Consider the following 18,120-nt stretch of genomic DNA (forward strand, 5'->3'; position numbering starts at 1 on the left):
ATAATAAAAAGTGATTCATTTTGAAAATGTCGGCCTACGCTATGGAATGGGCCCTGAGGTCCTTCGTGATATTAGCTTTCATATTCCTCCTGGATCATTTCAATTTCTCACAGGTGCCTCTGGAGCAGGGAAAACGTCGCTGATGCGTCTTATGTTTTTGGCACTCAAACCCACCCGCGGTCATATTGATCTCTTTGGAACAGACACAGCATTACTCAAACGACAAGAGCTCCCTGCGCTGCGACAACGTATCGGTGTGGTTTTTCAAGATTTTCGTTTACTCGACCACATGACCACTTATGAAAATGTCTCCTTACCTTTACGCATTAAAGGACAAGAAGAAGCAACCTATCGCAGTGAAGTGGAAGATCTTCTCTGTTGGGTAGGTCTTGGAGATCATATTCATGTTTTACCACCGGTTCTTTCCGGTGGGGAAAAACAAAGGGTAGCCATTGCACGCGCACTCATTGATCAACCTGAAATTCTACTTGCCGATGAACCGACTGGAAATGTCGATCCGCCCTTGGCAAAACGCCTCCTCCGTTTGTTTATTGAATTAAACCGTTTTGGAACGGCTGTTATCATTGCCACCCATGATATTGCCTTAATGGAACAAGTTGCAGCACGGCGTATGCTTCTCCATAACGGACGGATGACGATTCATGAATAAGTCTTTCCCCATTTTTACAAGCAATAAAAAAAATACAACAGCGATTATTCCCAGTGGTAATATTTCTGGAAAAGCATTGGTTGCCGTAATTGCTATTATGACATTTCTTTCAAGCCTCACCTTAATCGGTGTTGATTTAGTCCAACATGCCGCCCAAAATTGGAGTAATCAGATTAGCTATGAAGCAACAATACAAATACGCCCCATTGACAATGTTGATATCAACAAAGCACTCCGTGATGCCGTACAATTGGTTAAAACATTTTCTGGTGTACAAGATGCAAAAATTGTTGACCAAAAAGCTACAGAAAAGTTACTGGAGCCATGGCTTGGAACAGGCTTCAATGTCAATGAACTACCCCTTCCCCGCCTCATCATTGTGACCCTGAATGGGGATGAAAAAATCAATTTTGCAGCCATTAATCACGCCATTAAAACCCAAATTCCAGGAGGTCAATTTGATGATCACCGTGTTTGGGTTCATCGTTTTGCGACCATGGCACACACCACTGTTTTCATTGGTTTTTCAATTTTAGCATTGGTTCTAGGTTCTCTTATCCTCACCATCATTTTTGCCACTCGCAATGCATTGGCAGAAAATACACATATTATCAATGTCTTATATTTCCTTGGTACTGAAACTCTTTTCATTGCTCGCCAATTTGACTGGCATTTTTTTAAAACCGCGCTGCGTGGTGCTTTATATGGTGGTCTTACAAGCATATTTCTGTTTTCAGCCTTTTGTCTCTGGACGAATTATAACTTGGGAAGAGTGGAAGCTAGCCAAATAACAGCTTTGTTTGGACATCTTTCCATAAGTTCCATCCCCTACGGAAAAATCATTTTTCTTATTATTTTCGTTTCTTTTCTTACCACCCTTACAAACCGCATGACTATTTTAACACAACTGAAAAAAATCGATCAATGTGAAAACAGTTTATTTTAATTTTATGACTCACAACACTTACAACTCATTGACGCAAAACAATTTAGAACGTCCTCTTCCAAAACGGCTCCACTATAGTTGGTCTCCCCGCTTTTTATTTCGCTATTTTCCACCGACAACCCTTACTCTTTCAATCATTGTTTTCATTTTCTGGAGCGGTTTTATCATTTTTTCTGAAAAAACTGAACGACTTTCTCCCCCACAGCCTCTCCCCAAAGCTGATGCCATCATTGTGCTGACAGGCGGAGAAAACCGAATAGAGACAGGACTTAATCTCTTACAAAGGGGGCTTGGTTCACGTCTCCTCATCAGTGGTGTAAATACCACAACCAACCTGAAAAGTCTCATGCATAACATGCATATTACCCGACGGCTTATCTCCTGTTGTATTGACATCGGGCATCAAGCGATTAACACCAGAGGAAATGCTAAAGAAAGCGCCGATTGGATCAAAAAACACCACTATAAAACCCTTTATATCGTCACCCATGATTACCATGTGTGGCGCTCGATGCGAGAACTTAAATATTTAATGCCTGATATCCATTTCATTGCCTATCCTGTTAAAAAGAACAATGCTGAAAGCGCAATACAACAGATCAATCAAATCCGCATTCTCATATTCCAATATATTAAAACGCTCCAAGTCTATATCAGAACCGCATTCTAATCTTTATCCCTCTGACTTTTTAAAAATCTTGCCATCTTCTGACCTCTTCATACCTTTCTCTCATACTCTTCCACAAGAGGTTGCTTCTATAAAAGCTCGACAGAGCTACCTTCATACAACACAGAACACCCCACAATACATGTATCACTGTATTGCACATTCACCCAAAACATCTCTTACATCCCAAACATATCTCACAGCACGGGATCTGTACATGCCATCTCAATATATAAGCTCTTGTAAATAGAGCCCCCAGACAACTATAAGATCTTCAGACTTGTTATAGAGATCTATTTATACCACCGTCTTTACGCTTCATAAAAATGCAAACCACCCCACCCTATATTTTGCCGCCCCCAAGTATTACGATAGCTCAAGCCTCTTGGGATGATTGGTAAGAGGCATGCATTACGCCTTTCTTAAACACAAACATACCAACCTCGTATGACATGCAAAGAAGTAATTTTAATAGATTTAAAATGAGAAAATTTATGATACTTAGATTTCTCATTCAACAGAGAGAATGTTAAACTATCATTATAAGTCAATATATTAGTAACAATCTCTTATTCTAAAAAGCATCTTCTTAAGAGCATTTTAGATCACAGATAGGAATAAGCTCAAAACGCACACCGCTACAAATACCCCACGTTTTTTATCGCAATCTTTTTTGAAATCATTTCGCTCTCTAAGATCACTTTTTGTCTGGTTTCCTCCCAGAAAAAGAACGAAAATTTGTAAACTCTATTGATCTGTAAACAATAATAACTCAGCTTCTTGTCTAACGCGTTCCACCTGCTCACTTCAATATCAGAACACCTCAAAAGACAGATTTCATAAGAATTGTGATTTCCTCTCAACATCTCAAAGGACGATGATTCCTATCAGCAACGATTTGTAAACAGTTCACTTTCTCTGGACAGGTTCCTCTCAGCTTCCCCATTTATATGGTTTACTCACATAAAGCTCGACAAGAAAACCCCTCTGCCTGAGAATATTCATCACTGCCGCTAAAGCTCATGCGTCATAATTTTAGTGACCTCACTGCCTAAGGTGCTTTATTACATACAACATATTGATTTATAATGAAATTTTATTACGCTACAACTTGAATGAGAGCTCTCAATATCATCAGATTCTCTCATTTCAAATCTGTTCTCTATTGAATCAATCAAAACCACCCGCTTGCACATCACAAGCGGGATGAGTGTGTGGATAAAAACTGTACAAGAAATGACTAAAAATGGCTCTTATGAACCGTCTTAATGCAAGGTCTATCGCAACACCCACGAGCTGGCAAATATAATGATGGTGCCGGCTTGTTACTTCATAAGCGTAAAGATGGAGGTGCTCAATGGATTTACCGTTGTACCATTCACGAGCGCCGTCGTGAAATGGGATTGGGTGCCTTAAGAGATGTCTCTTTAAAACAAGCCCGTGAATGTGCAAACCAATGGCGCTCTGTATCGGACTTGTAGCAGGAGGGAGAATAACCACCATACCAACTAGACATACCATTGCTCATAACTAGCGCCATTATGTTCTTTAGCAGCATAACTGCAGCTTGGTATTACGATGTTCTCTTACTTCATCTCACACCTGCTGAATATGAGCTTATTCTTTTTCAATAAATGAAAGCCCTTTTCATTCATACATCATTCAAAATAAGAAGCTATCCGCCTCTCAAACTTTTTGTCTTCCTCACCAAAACCATTAAATCAAACCTGCATTTCACGGTATTAGTTCTTAAGATCACGCCCCCCTACCGAGTATCTGACGGCATCCTTACCCTAGAAACTCAAATGGCTTGTTTATCCTTCAGCTCCAAAATCATGAGATAAGGCAGAAAAAAGCGATGCCTTAAACAAAATATTCTAAAGAAAGCTAAGTTACTCGCATAAAGGAACAGAAAATGGCTGTGTCTTAGGTCACATTTTAAAACTTGAGCACGATCATAATTTATTTGCATAAACCTAAACACCTATAATTTGCACCACCCTCTGCAAAACCAAAAGTGAGAAATACTCATAACCTCTTTTCCGAAAATCTTAAAAATACTAAACGAAACCTCTTAAACTTCTCAGCTATCTCGATACCAGTTCATTTTTTTGGAAGAATGGAGGTTTAAGCTGTTTTTGGCATCAACCTTCTTTTTTGTTCTTTTGTTTGTTAGCAGATACACTATTCACTTCCCCGCCTCTTTTTAAATTAAATCTTAAGAACCGTCGCGCAATCTATTTCATTTGTTCTCCTCTTCATATCTCAGAAGACGAAGATTTTTAACAAAATTCAGTCTGCAAGCAATCTCATTCTAACGGGTTCCATTTAACTTCTCCTTAATAGGATTTACTTCCATAAGACTCGACAAGAAAGATTTAAAAATATTCATCATGCATTCTCAAAACATTTAATGCCTCAAGAAGGCTTATATGCCTATCATATCTCACATGATGTAGTCTGCTATAAGAAACGTTCACCTCTAGTGGTACGCTCCACTTAATAAACAAAGCGTTTTCTAAAATAGAGCAGCAAATAATGCCAAACTTTTCCCATTCATGTTTCGCTTCATAAACGCTTCATCCAAGTGGAAAGCATCACGAACAAACATGACCCAATTGATAAAGCTTAATCGCGTGAAAGAGCGACAACAGGGTCAAGCCGTGAAGCTTGCCGCGCTGGAGAAAAGCCAAAACATATTCCAATGAGTGTTGAAAAAGTAAGAGACATAATGATCGATTCAATAGTATAAACCAAATGGATAGGTGCCTTAAACAGAAGAAATAAGCCACCGATAGAAAGCCCAAGCAAGATCCCCAAACCACCACCAATCACACAAACCAAAATCGCTTCAATGAGAAATTGCTGTAAAATATCACTTTGCCGTGCACCAACTGCCATACGCACGCCGATTTCATTGATCCGCTCAGAAACAGTGACCAACATAATATTCATCACCCCAATACCCCCCACAATCAGGGAAATAGCTGCAATTGAAGAAATTAAAAGTGTTAAAATATTTGTACTCTCCATAACACGTTCACGGAAGAATTCAGAATTTCTAATGAAAAAGTCCTCCCCGCCATGCCGCATAATGAGAAAACGTTTTATCATGGTCTCCGCTAAATGTGAATCAATATCATCAGCAATTCTAACAGTAATTGCACGAACTTCTGTTGTGCCAAGAAAACGTGTCTGCACTGTTGTATAGGGCAAATAAAGCTGTAACGTATTTGATGTATCTCCACTTGCATTATTTTGCGAATCAACAACACCAATAATACGCGCTGGAACATTCCCCACATGCACCACCTTTCCAAGGGGGCTTTCATAGCTATGGGGGAAAAGAACAGACAATGCTTCTTTCTCGATCACGAGATCAACCGCCCGATCATGGACACTTTTTTGATCAAAAAACTGTCCTTTGAAAACTTTGAGCCCCTGTGTCTGAAAAAATTGTTCTCCCACCCCCGCAATGACGGCATTAACTTCAACTGCACCAAAACGCACTTTCGAGCTTGCTGAAATCTGTGGTGTTACACCAGAAACATAAGGTAATCCAGACAAGGCTTCTGCATCAGCTTCAACCAAACTGGTTATTTTTTCTGCTTGTGGATCAGAAAAACTTTTACCAGGAAAAATGGTTAATGTATTAGTACCCAAACTTTTAAAATTTTCCAAAATTTTTTCTCGTGTACCATTCCCTAAAGCCACCATAGCAATAATCGCCCCAATACCGATAATCACCCCAAGCATTGTTAGAAAAGTCCGCATGCGATGTGCATTCATTGCCAACAGAGCCATCACAAACGCCTCACGGAATCGCTCAAAAAAAGAACGAAAAAAGCCCAGTTTTTGTTGGCCTTTTAGATTTTGTTGTTCCTGAAGAGATTTTCTACCAACTTTTGTTTTTGCAACCCTTGACCGCTTATCAGCAATAATTTCCCCATCACTGATTTCGATAATACGCTCTGCTCTTTCAGCCACCTGCATATCATGGGTTACAATGATAATAGTACGCCCTTCTTGATGAAGTTCATCCAAAATATGCAATACTTCTTGCCCACTCTTTTTGTCCAATGCACCAGTTGGTTCATCTGCAAGAATGACCTCCGCATTATTCATGAGCGCCCGAGCAATAGAAACACGTTGTTGCTGACCACCGGAAAGCTGATTTGGACGATGATTTATCCGATCACCCATGCCCAAACGCGTTAAAAGATCCTGTGCACGCTTTTTTCTTGCTTCCACGGCACATCCCGCATAAATAGCCGGAATTTCAACATTACCAAGAGCTGTCAATTCATTCAACAAATGGTAGCGCTGAAAAATAAAACCAAAATGATTACGTCGTAAAGCCGACAATTCATCCGCAGAAAGAGAAGCTGTTTCTTTACCAGAGATCCAATAACGGCCAGAAGTTGGACGATCAAGACAGCCTAAAATATTCATCAAGGTAGATTTACCTGAACCGGAAGCACCTACAATTGCCACCATTTCACCACGTTTAATGGTAAGATTGATGTTTTTCAAAACGGTAACAAACGTTTCGCCCGCAGGAAATTTGCGCACAATATTTTCCAAGACGAAGACAGCATCTGCTTGATTTGTGCTCATGCTTTAACTCTCGTCTTCGCTATGCATGTTAGAAGACTCTGGCATCACTCCATCAGACGAACTGGTGATGACGACATCACCCTCGTTAAGTCCTGAAATAATCTCTGCCATAACCTTATTATTCAACCCAACACTCACCTGTTTAGTAACCACCTTATTTTCCCCCACCAAAACAGAAACCCATGCTTTACGCTCTCTTGTCTCATCGCGTAAAGCATCACTTGGAACCAACAAGACATTCTGCGCGCGCCCTAAGATAATATGAACTTGAGCAGTCATATAGGTTCGCAAAAAATTGTCCGCATTATCAACATGTAGAATTCCATTGTAATAGATAGCCGATGATATTAAAGCACTAGAACCACTCACCATACCAGGATTAATACTCACATCAGCACGAATTGCTTCAGGAGCCGGCTCTACTTTTTCTAAAACGCCTTCATAACGACGCTGTGAATTACCTAAAACTGTAAAATAAAGTGGTTGTCCAGCTCGGACTTTAAGAATATCTGCTTCTGAGATTTGCGCCTTGATCGTCATCTTTGATAAATCACCCAAAATAACAATTGTTGGCGCCGACTGAACCGCATTCACATTCTGCCCTTCTTCCACAACTGTTGCCAAAACCGTTCCCGCTGAAGGGGCAGTGATGCGTGTATAACCTAAATTAACCTCTGCACTCTCCACATCAATTTGTGCTTGCACAATCTGCTGACGAAGTTGTTCAATTTGCGCCTCGCGTATTTTCACCTGTGTCGCAGCCTCATCGAGGTTCGCCCGTGAAATCGCACGTGTTTCGATCATTTTTTTCTGACGCTCTAAATTTTTCTGTGCAAGAGAAAGATAGGCTTCTTGTTCTACCAAATTCGCATAATAATGCGATAATGCTGCTTTTTTTCTTTTTAAATCATTTTCCTGATCTGTAGGATCAATTTCTGCCAAGAGATCGCCTTCTTTCACAACACTCCCAGGGGAAACACGCATTGACACCACACGCCCTGTTGCACGCGCACCAACAGCCACCAACCGGTAAGGACGTACAAGACCAGAAGCTAAAACACTTTCCTCAATATCCCCACGCTTCACCACCGCTGTTATATAAGTTGGAGTAGATGTTCCAAAAAAAACAGAACGTAACCATAACAACAAGAGAATGAGAAATATAGCAGTTAAAAAGAAGGAAAGTTTTTTATGTTTTGTAATGAAATTTTTGAGTAAGTTTTTTTTCATTTCCCTACCTTTGCACGCGAACGAGGTGCATTATCAACGACTTCTGGACGCGATACATCAACAACGCCATCCCAGCCTCCCCCCAATGCTTTCATCAACGTGATATATTGCGTAACCAAAGAAACACGGCTATCTTTAAGCGCCATTTGTGCAGAATAATAAGAGCGATCAGCATTTAACAATTCAAGAAAACTAGTATTTCCATTCTCAAAAAGGCTCCGTGAAAGTTTTAAGGAATGAAGAGAAGCTTTATTCGCAACGATTAGCTTTTCTAAGCGTTGATGTTCCTTCGTTAATCTTACAAGCGCATTTTCTACATCTTCTAAAGCTTCCAACACAGCAGCTCGATAAGTAATAAAAGCTTGATCACGCTGCGCGCGCGCTACCGCAATAGAAGCCTCGACCTGACCTCCATTAAAAAGAGGAAAACGAAGACCAGGTCCAAAAGACCAGCCAATCGTTGAATTTTTCCATAATTGATCAATTGCCGTTGCTGCTGTTGAAATATTACCTGTTAAAGTAAGTGATGGATAACGATCTGCTTCACGTTGACCAATCCGTGCTGTCGCTTGCGCATATTGACGCTCTGCCCGTCGTAAATCCGGACGTGTTAACAAAATATCAGCTGGAATTCCTGCTGGTATCGGCCAGCGTGGTTGTGGAATCTTTGCATGCTTAGCATTTTTTTGTAAAAGATCCTTCAATGCCGTAGGCACACGACCAGTTAAGACAGAGAGGCGATGAACGCTCATTGCTACATTCGCTTCCATCTGTGATATATCTGCCTCTGTATTTGCCATTTGCGCTTGCGCATTTGAAACATCAAGCTCAGAGACATCACCAGCTGTTAATCTAGCGCGCATCAGTTCATAAGTTTTACGTTGTGAGACAGCAATTTGCCGCACAATAAACAACTTTTGTTGCCAACCACGCATTTGCACATAATTTGTTGCCACATCTCCTAGTAATGTCACCATGGTAGCACGCATATCTTCCACAGCCGCATCAAGGCCATAACGCGCTGCTTCAACCGCACGTTTATGCCCACCAAAAAAATCCAGCTCCCAGCTTGCATCAAAACCACTACTATACTGGTTTAACAATGCATCAGACTGTCCAGAACGACTACGGGTTCCTGAAATTGAATTGGACACATTTGGCAAAAGAGTTCCCACAACCTGCCCTAAACCTGCACGCGCCTCACGTACCCGAGCTTTGGCAACAGCAACATTATTATTTCCAGAAATAGCATAATCCATTAACGCATCTAGAACAGGGTCATTCAAATGCCGCCACCATCCGGCAAGCGCAACGGACTGCCCTGCAGTCTGTGCAGATTTTTCTCCCCAAACTGCTGGAACACGAAAAGATGTTTTCTGGTAATTAGGACCAACCATACATCCTGACAAAAGCAAACACAACAAGACACTAGAAAATAATCCACGAGAAGCGCCCCATTTGAGATTTCTGATATACATCCAGTCTCCCGCATTCTTTCAGAATCATTATTTAATATTAATACTTTATTTACCTCTTATTTCAAACTTGACGTGAAAAATCAAATACAGTTTGCACAGGAATATGATCTGAAGGACGTTCCCATCCGCGCGCATCACGAAAAATAGAAAGATCTACAACAAAAGGTGCTAAATCTTGAGAAGACCAAACATGATCAAGCCGCCGCCCATAATCGGTAAATGCCCAATCGCGAGCACGATAACTCCACCATGTGTAAAGCTTGGTAGGAACAGGAATATGCAACCGCATCAGATCAACCCATCCACCTTGACAACACAAATCCTGTAAACGCTCGGTTTCAATGGGAGTATGGCTTACAACCTTCAACAATTGCTGATGAGACCAAACATCCTCTGCCAAAGGAGCAATATTTAAATCTCCCACCAAAAGAGAAGAAAGACCATCGCCGTGATCCGCACGAATGGAAGACATTTCTTCTAAAAAATCAAGCTTATGACGAAATTTTTCATTCACATCAGCATCAGGGATATCTCCCCCAGCAGGAACATAAAAATTATGAATCCGCAAGCTTCTCCCATGGGCTTCCACAATAACTGAGATATACCGGCAATCTTGGTTTTGACAAAAAAAACGTTTTTCTACCTTTTTAAAAGGCAAACGAGAAACAATAGCCACCCCGTTATAAGATTTTTGTCCACTCAATGCGATATGCTTATAACCCGCTGCTTCAAAAGCCTCCACTGGAAATAAAGCATCTGGACATTTTGTTTCCTGTAGACACAAAACATCTGCGGAAAAGAGTTCCAAATACTGAAAAACCTGTGCAAGACGCAAACGAATAGAATTAATATTCCAAGTCGCAATACGAAAGAACATTTGTTTTAATCCAAATAACGTAACACTCTTTCTTCATTTCTTCGAAGGAAGCGTGAACATCCCATTAGCGAACCGGACGTCTGTCCGCACATTCATAACCTGCACAGTAGTTTCCAAATTTTGTTGGTCAACAATTGTCCACTGCCGCAAAGCAGAGCCTTTAGAATCAAAAACCATCCTTATTTGCCCTGCCCCAATCGTTTTATCACGCAGAACAATCGTCACAGCCCCTGGATCTTCGCGAAATGCCAACAAGCGCCCAGAAGATACATCAATTTTATCATCCAACAAAAACTTCATTGGCGTTTGCGAAAGTTGTGAAAAGTTCCAAGTATTCAAAGCCCGATTGTTAATACCCACAAATTGGCCATCTGCAATAATTTGTAAAGGCATTTTTTTGTAAATGAAACGAATTTTCCCTGGACGCTCTAAATAAAATGTCCCCTGAGACATTTTTCCCTTTGGACTAAACTGAATAAAATCACCTGTCATTGTTTTGATTGCCGCAAAGTGATTCACAACATTTTGCGCCTTTATCACTTTATTAGATACTTGCGAAAAAACAGGAAAAGTTAAACACCAAAAGATAATAATTCCCACCAACCCAAAGATTCTTCTTTGCGGTAAAAAAGACGTTTTCATAAAAAATGCTCCCAAGCAATACTTAATTAACTTTATAATTCATAACTTAAGTGATCAACGACGAATAAATACCTATCTTTATAAGATAAAGATATCGTTTGAAAAAACTATCAAAAGATTTTCAAGAGTATTCTTCTTCGACAGCCTCCAAAACTTTTTGCTTACCCATATCATTTACTGGACTAATGATGCCTTCTTCTTCCATCCTTTCAATCAATGTTGTAGCACAGTTATAACCAATGCCTAAACGACATTGAATATAAGAAGTCGAAGCCTTACGATCACGAAGCACAATAGCAACAGCTTGACAATAGGAATCATCTGCTAAAGAAACATCCCTCTTTATTTCTTGCGATCTCTTTCGGTATCGTTTCCAAATAACCAGTCTGCGTTTATGTTTCCGAAATCATCAAATTTTCCTGCTTTTCTGCTGATTTTCTAAACGCATAATATATTCTTTCCCACCCCTAATCTATGAAGCAACATAAATTATAGTCAATACATAATGGATTAAGAACTAAACATATTACTCGCGAACCTGAAAGCTCTTTTAAGTGTCAAAAATGCTTTTTTGACTTCCTTCCCACCCAAAAGAATAAAAATCTCCACCCGAACCACTCTGTAAACAGTTTGGAGTTTAGCAAATTTCACTTAGCTTCCCACCCCATATAATTCATTTATATTAAGACTCGACAGATCAGCCTTGCCCTAAATATTTAGAGCGCACTTAAAAAGACACTTAAATACCAAACCTTACATGCTTTTACCCCCCTCTACACTCGCAATGACATTATTTTATACCAAGATATTGATTTATAATAATTTATCTTTTTAACTTAAATCATAACGCCAAATACAATAAGATTCTCTCATCACATACTCTCTCATATTGAATCAATTCAAATCATTTGCTTGCACGTTACAAGCAAGGTTGGTGTATGGATAAAAGTTATATAAGATAAAGAATCCCCTTATAAGGAGTCTCAAGTACCAAGGAGCTATCGCAAATTGAGAGCTGGTATATGAAAATGCAGACTTTCTACGATACAATAGGATAAACACTTGTTTTATAAGGTATTATAAAAAACAACTATAAATATTTTTCAAAAGCGTTCTTCTTCAGCCGGCACTAAAATTTCTCGTTTCCCTGCATGATTTGCTGGACTAATGATACCTTCTTCTTCCATCCTCTCAATCAATGTCGCAGCGCGGTTATAACCAATGCCTAAACGGCGTTGAATATAAGAGGTTGAAGCCTTACGATCACGAAGCACAATAGCAACAGCTTGACTATAGGGATCATCTTCTGAAGGAGAAGACAAAGAAACATCAGCACCATCCTCTTCAACTTCTTGCGTAATTGTTTCTAAATAATCAGGTCGTGCTTGCTCTTTGAGATGCGCAACAACCTGCTCCACTTCATCATCCGCAACAAAAGGCCCATGCACACGCTGAATACGTCCTCCTCCCATCATAAAGAGCATATCTCCTTGTCCCAATAATTGCTCGGCCCCCTGTTCGCCTAAAATTGTTCGGCTATCAATTTTGGAACTCACAGAAAAAGAAATGCGTGTAGGAAAATTGGCTTTGATCGTCCCGGTAATAACATCGACGGAAGGACGCTGTGTCGCCATAATTACATGGATACCGGCAGCACGTGCCATTTGTGCTAAACGTTGAACCGCTCCTTCAATATCTTTCCCAGCAACCATCATCAAATCAGCCATTTCATCAATAATGACAACAATATAGGGCATAGGACTAAAATCAAGTGTTTCCGTTTCATAAAGAGGCTCACCGGTCTCGCGATCAAATCCAACTTGAATTGTCCGCACCATTGTCTCTCCCTGACTTGCAGCTTCCCTAAGACGTGCATTAAACCCATCAATATTACGAACGCCTAGTTTTGACATTTTACTATAGCGCTCTTCCATTTCACGAACAGCCCACTTTAAAGCAATCACGGCTTTTTTAGGATCTGTCACCACGGGTGTTAATAAATGGGGAATGCCATCATAAACCGAAAGCTCAAGCATTTTCGGGTCCACCATAATGAGACGACATTGTTCAGGTGTCATACGATAAAGCAATGATAAAATCATTGTATTGATAGCAACAGACTTTCCTGATCCTGTTGTACCAGCAACCAAAAGATGGGGCATTTTTGCTAAATCTGCAACAACAGCTTCTCCTCCGATTGTCTTACCCAAAGCAAGTCCTAGCTTTGCTTTGCTGTCAATAAATTCTTGCGCCTGCAACATTTCTCGTAAATAAACCATCTCACGCTTTGCATTAGGCAATTCTATTCCAATAACATTACGTCCTGGAACCACCGCAACACGCGCCGAAATCGCACGCATCGAGCGTGCAATATCATCTGCCAAACCAATGATACGGGAAGACTTAATACCTGCAGCCGGTTCAAATTCATACAAAGTTACTACCGGTCCAGGACAAGCATCTATAATTTTTCCTTTGACCCCAAAATCTAACAAAACCCCTTCAAGTTCCTGAGAATTTGCTCTTAAAACAGCAGGAGAAAGTTTTGCATCCCTAACAGACGGTGGTGGAACCGAAAGATAATCTACAAGAGGAAGAACAAAACCACCATTTGAAGAAGCTGTTAAAGACTTTCGATTTTTAACAGGAGAAACATAGGCTTTATTTTGATTTTTCTCACACTTTATTTTTTCACCCAAAAAAGTTGGCTCAATCCGATCAAATGGCTTTCCTTGCCCTTTACTCTGAAAACGCCTTTTGAAACAGAATAAACGAAAAAAACGCGCTTGTAAAAAATAAAAAAGATGCAAAAGAGCGCCACAAGTTGTCGCAAAAAAACCATGATTTTCACGATCCTCCTCTGCGGCATATTCCGTATCTTCTTCCAACTCAAAGACTGGATTAACGATTTCGTCTTTTGGAATGCTTTTTTCTTTTCTTTTCTTTGTTCGACGCCGCCATATCACATTACCAGCAAAAGCAGCGGTGAAAAAACCTAAAAGAATAAAAACAACACTGAAAAACACCGTGTAAGGAGGAGAAAGAAAAAGAGGAAAGACTGAAGAAGCAACACTTAAAACTTTATCTCCTAAAACCCCTCCCAATCCCATTGGCAATGGCCAATAAGTAAAAGAAGCAACAGGTGACATAAGGGCAAAAGCAATTAAAAAACAAATCGTTGATAGCACCCATAAAAAAAAGCGCAAAGTCAAATTGTAGATATTCTTTTGCGCCAACAAGAGAAAAGACCAAAATAACGGTGGCAACAAAACAGAAAGACTTGCCAAGCCAAAAAACTGCATAATAAAATCTGAAAAAATTGCCCCCATCCACCCCATAAGGTTTGTAACCTCATTTGTACTTGCATGGGTTAAAGATGGATCCGCAACATTCCACGTCGCCAAAGCAAACACACAAAAAATAATAAAGCCCAAAAGCCCAAGCCCAATAAATACCCCTATCTGACGTAAAAACATCTCAATAAGACGCGAACCTTGAGAATTTCGCACTTCTAATGAATCATAAGGAGAAGAACTTCGGTGCATCTATCAATTCCAAATACAAAAATTTCATATTTTAAAGAGTTATAACTCCCTCTCTCTCTTAAAAAAGCATGAAGCTTAAACTCTGTGCCGATTTGTAAACAAATAGCCTGTAAACAATCCGACTTCTTATCTAGCGCGTTCTACCTTCTAACCACTTCATATCATTCATATACCACCACCCTAAGAGACAATCCTTCATAAGGCGCACAAAAAGCTCTCCCTGAATATTTATCAAACGATCAACCAAAAAACACCTCATGTGTAAAGTGTTACATGGGTGCTATAGGCACCTTCCTAAACAGATGATGTTTTTTACGCTACATCATGATAACGGCAAAATATGAATACTGTTTTAACCATCACGAATGACCACAATTTTTTATCTACCATACTAACGAAATGTCCCCCTTCAGGACAGGTATACTGAAGTAACTCACACAACTTAAAAAATACACGACATCTTTGTTTATTTTTAGTTTTCTTTTTTATCAACCAAGTGTAAAAAGAATTGAAGATGATATTCAAAAAAAAGCTTATCCGATAAATCTGTAAAATGAATCACATAAATGATTAAGCAGAAAAACTCTGAAAAATTAATCTACCATAAGATTGGCACTAAAAAGGAACCTCATTTTTATAAAAAGAGAGAGAGAAAAGTAAAAGTTAAGTTATTTTAGGCAATGTAAAAAGATATTCTTTTTAAAAGAAAGCAAACTGTAAACAATGGAAGAAGTATTGTGTGTTCTAATCGCAATAAAGACGTACAACCCAATAAAAAAATTAAATCTCATAAAACTAAACAATGTGATCTGCTCATTGCAGGGGGGGCAGCTGTCGGTTTAACCCTAGCGATAGCACTCAAGCAAACAGCCCCTACTCTGAATATAAAAATCGTTGATGCTGCTCCACAAGGAGATACCCCTGCTTCTAACATACGAACCATTGCCCTTGCTGCTGCTTCTATTCGTATGTTAAAACAATTACAATGTTGGGAACCTATAAAACCCTATGCGCAACCCATTCATTCAATGATCATCACAGATGCAAGCACTAGTGATCCTGTCAAACCCACCCTTTTAACCTTTGAAGGCGACATTACCCCCGGTGAGCCCTTTGCTGCTATGGTAGAGCATAGAGAACTCATCAACACTTTAAAAAAACGTGTCAAAGATCTCAATATCCCTGTTATTACAAACACGCGTGTCATTGATTTTCATCAAGAACACCAACATACAACCGTCACTTTAAATAATGAAGAGGTTTGGCAAACAAAATTGCTTATTGCAGCTGACGGAGCCCATTCGAAATTACGCCAAAAAGCTGGTCTGAAAAATTTTTCTCATCCCTATAAACAAACAGCAATCATCTGCACAGTTGAACATGAAAAACCCCATAATGGTCAAGCAATTCAACATTTTTTACCTGCCGGTCCTTTTGCTCTTCTCCCTCTCAAAGGCAACCGATCCGCCATTGTGTGGAATGAAGATCATAAAACTGCGCAATATTATCTCAAAGCTGATGCACTTATTTTTGAAACAGAACTCGAAAGACGCATTGGCCATCGGTTAGGCAAACTCTCTTGGGATGGCGAACGTCAAGCTTTTCCTTTGAGTCTTTCTTTAACACGTCAATGCGTTAAACCACGTTTTGCTCTCGTTGGCGATGCCGCCCATACCATCCACCCCATTGCAGGACAAGGACTCAATTTAGGATTACGCGATAGCGCTGCCCTCGCTGAAGTGATTATTGAAACAGCACGACTAGGTCTTGACATTGGCTCCCTCACGGCTTTAGAGCGCTATCAAAGCTGGAGACGTTTTGAAATTGTCCGTATGGCTTTAAGCAATGATTGGCTTAATAAACTCTTTTCTAATGATAGCCTTCTTTTACGGATGCTCCGCGATACCGGCCTTGGAATCATTAATCAAGCGCCAAAAATAAAAAAATACTTCATTCAAGAAGCTGCCGGACTCACTCCAAATGCCCCACGTCTTCTACACGGCTTCCCACTTTAAGAAAAAATTCATACTATTTTACAACCTTTCCCTTCCTCCTTCAAAGAACAAAAAATTCCTATCTCATCCAATCTGTTTACAAACCGGATTCCTGTCGAGTAATTTTTTCTTGACTTCCTCCTCCCATATTTCACTCAACATAAGACTCGACAAGCAAGCTACATTATGAGAATATTCACTACGCACTGAAAAAAACGTTTAATGTCTCAAAGAGGTTGTTGCTTTATATCACCACACCTTAAAAGAAGCCATTTCACGGCATAATAAAATAAACAAGACTTTTTAGCACACAACACTTTTATTTATAATAATAAGTTCATTGTTCTCATATTGAGTGAGAAATCTAAAGATCATAAAATACCCTTATTTCAAATCTCTCTCATGTTGAAGCAATCAAAATCATTCGCTTGCACATCACAAGCGAAAGTGTCGTATAAATAAAACAATTAAACAAAGCGACAAAAGCCTCCCTCTCTCAAGAACTAAGGACTTTAGCAATATTGGAGGCGAGTAAAGTGTATAAGGACGCCGGCTTATACTTTTTATTGAAGTAAAAATGGTGTGTACAATGGATTTTATATGATCATAGGAACTTTTACATTAATATTATTCACGAGAAGCGCCATAAAATAAGCTTAGTTGCATTGAAAAATTTTTCTTTTAAAAAAGCGCGTAAATTGGAAACACAAATGCATTCCGTTTGGGGCATTCTGTTTCTCAGACAAACCCTTTAACTTATTGTGGAATACCACACAATTTTAGAAAAAATATTCCGATATATAACAAAGTGTTCCGCACGCTATACCATCACACACAATTGTAAACCTGCATACCCCCCCTATTTCACACCATAAAAGAAGATAAACCGCAATAGAAATGATCCAATCCTTTTATTTTCAAATACACTCTTTATTCATTATTCATAAACGCTCATAAATGAATTTTAATCACAAACGCTCAGAAATATGTCATAAATTCTATAAACCCCATAACAGCCATAGAAATTTTCCATTTTCTACACACTCACTCATCTCAACTAACGATAAATAAAGTAAATTCCTCATATATAATCTTACAGAAAAAAGCCCAAACAAAATCTATAACATCAGGCTTGTTCTACAGAACAGTATTTCAAAAATATAAGTATGCTAATTTATTAACATATTAATTGATAAAATTATCATTTTACATATTGAGTTAAAATTCCTATGCAATAAATTATTCTCATTTCGACCATTTTTGTAAATAATCAATAAAACTCTTTATTTACATAGACTAAAAAGAGCAACGTTAATGAAACGATAAAAAGAAGTAAAATACCCCCCTCTCTCAAATGCCAAAAGCAATTACAATATTTCAACCTAGCATCATCATTATGCTTGCCAGATTATGACAACAAGACCTTTTGCATTTAAATAAATTTGTTCACGCTC

10 protein-coding genes and 2 pseudogenes are annotated in these 18,120 nt (G+C 39.2%); 5 read left to right on the plus strand and 7 right to left on the minus strand.

The window, feature by feature from the left end:
- Positions 1-10 precede the first annotated feature (10 nt).
- The 4 genes and pseudogenes from ftsE to ACFIK0_RS02985 all read left to right on the plus strand — a co-directional run.
- Positions 11-670, plus strand: a complete 660-nt coding sequence (ftsE, locus tag ACFIK0_RS02970) for a cell division ATP-binding protein FtsE (protein WP_273723097.1) — start codon at positions 11-13, stop codon at positions 668-670.
- Entirely contained in the window at positions 663-1,616 is a 954-nt protein-coding gene (locus ACFIK0_RS02975) for a cell division protein FtsX (protein ID WP_375663467.1), read from the plus strand. Before ftsE ends, ACFIK0_RS02975 begins: the two co-directional genes overlap by 8 nt.
- Positions 1,617-1,620: 4 nt before the next feature.
- The gene (locus tag ACFIK0_RS02980; RefSeq protein WP_273790525.1) at positions 1,621-2,286 is read left to right on the plus strand and encodes a YdcF family protein; all 666 of its coding nucleotides are present in this window, start codon (positions 1,621-1,623) and stop codon (positions 2,284-2,286) included.
- A 1,243-nt stretch (positions 2,287-3,529) separates the two neighbouring features.
- Positions 3,530-3,752 (plus strand): annotated as a pseudogene (locus ACFIK0_RS02985) (Arm DNA-binding domain-containing protein); the annotation flags it as partial.
- Positions 3,753-4,911: 1,159 nt separating this feature from the next.
- Here ACFIK0_RS02985 and ACFIK0_RS02990 read toward each other — a convergent pair.
- The 7 genes and pseudogenes from ACFIK0_RS02990 to ACFIK0_RS03020 all read right to left on the minus strand — a co-directional run bounded on the left by ACFIK0_RS02990 (position 4,912) and on the right by ACFIK0_RS03020 (position 14,672).
- Complete coding sequence (locus ACFIK0_RS02990) at positions 4,912-6,900, minus strand: MacB family efflux pump subunit (RefSeq protein WP_273790526.1); 1,989 nt, start codon at positions 6,898-6,900, stop codon at positions 4,912-4,914.
- 3 nt (positions 6,901-6,903) lie between these two features.
- Positions 6,904-8,130, minus strand: a complete 1,227-nt coding sequence (locus tag ACFIK0_RS02995) for an efflux RND transporter periplasmic adaptor subunit (RefSeq protein WP_273790527.1) — start codon at positions 8,128-8,130, stop codon at positions 6,904-6,906.
- Positions 8,127-9,608: an efflux transporter outer membrane subunit gene (locus ACFIK0_RS03000; protein ID WP_273790528.1), complete on the minus strand. Its 1,482-nt coding sequence runs from the start codon at positions 9,606-9,608 to the stop codon at positions 8,127-8,129. Before ACFIK0_RS03000 ends, ACFIK0_RS02995 begins: the two co-directional genes overlap by 4 nt.
- A 61-nt stretch (positions 9,609-9,669) precedes the next feature.
- A complete protein-coding gene (locus ACFIK0_RS03005) occupies positions 9,670-10,485 on the minus strand; it encodes an exodeoxyribonuclease III (RefSeq protein ID WP_273790529.1) in 816 nt (271 codons plus the stop codon).
- Between the two features lie 33 nt (positions 10,486-10,518).
- Positions 10,519-11,127: an outer-membrane lipoprotein carrier protein LolA gene (locus ACFIK0_RS03010; RefSeq protein ID WP_273790530.1), complete on the minus strand. Its 609-nt coding sequence runs from the start codon at positions 11,125-11,127 to the stop codon at positions 10,519-10,521.
- Between the two features lie 121 nt (positions 11,128-11,248).
- Positions 11,249-11,507, minus strand: a pseudogene (locus ACFIK0_RS03015) (DNA translocase FtsK); the annotation flags it as partial.
- Positions 11,508-12,230: 723 nt separating this feature from the next.
- Positions 12,231-14,672, minus strand: coding sequence for a DNA translocase FtsK 4TM domain-containing protein (locus ACFIK0_RS03020; protein WP_375663468.1), 2,442 nt, complete (start codon positions 14,670-14,672; stop codon positions 12,231-12,233).
- Positions 14,673-15,409: 737 nt separating this feature from the next.
- Between ACFIK0_RS03020 and ACFIK0_RS03025 the strand changes: the two genes are divergently transcribed.
- Positions 15,410-16,687 (plus strand): ubiquinone biosynthesis hydroxylase, encoded by a 1,278-nt coding sequence (locus tag ACFIK0_RS03025; protein ID WP_375663469.1) that lies wholly within the window; start codon positions 15,410-15,412, stop codon positions 16,685-16,687.
- Positions 16,688-18,120 lie beyond the last annotated feature (1,433 nt).

The sequence above is a fragment of the Bartonella sp. CL63NXGY genome (genome assembly GCF_042194905.1).
GTDB lineage: Bacteria > Pseudomonadota > Alphaproteobacteria > Rhizobiales > Rhizobiaceae > Bartonella.

Coding starts and splice junctions, on each gene's coding strand:
- ACFIK0_RS02975 (WP_375663467.1), top strand. CDS start 663: ATGAATAAGTCTTTCCCCATTTTTACAAGCAATAAAAAAAATACAACA.
- ACFIK0_RS02980 (WP_273790525.1), top strand. CDS start 1,621: ATGACTCACAACACTTACAACTCATTGACGCAAAACAATTTAGAACGT.
- ACFIK0_RS02990 (WP_273790526.1), bottom strand. CDS start 6,900: ATGAGCACAAATCAAGCAGATGCTGTCTTCGTCTTGGAAAATATTGTG.
- ACFIK0_RS02995 (WP_273790527.1), bottom strand. CDS start 8,130: ATGAAAAAAAACTTACTCAAAAATTTCATTACAAAACATAAAAAACTT.
- ACFIK0_RS03000 (WP_273790528.1), bottom strand. CDS start 9,608: ATGTATATCAGAAATCTCAAATGGGGCGCTTCTCGTGGATTATTTTCT.
- ACFIK0_RS03005 (WP_273790529.1), bottom strand. CDS start 10,485: ATGTTCTTTCGTATTGCGACTTGGAATATTAATTCTATTCGTTTGCGT.
- ACFIK0_RS03010 (WP_273790530.1), bottom strand. CDS start 11,127: ATGAAAACGTCTTTTTTACCGCAAAGAAGAATCTTTGGGTTGGTGGGA.
- ACFIK0_RS03020 (WP_375663468.1), bottom strand. CDS start 14,672: ATGCACCGAAGTTCTTCTCCTTATGATTCATTAGAAGTGCGAAATTCT.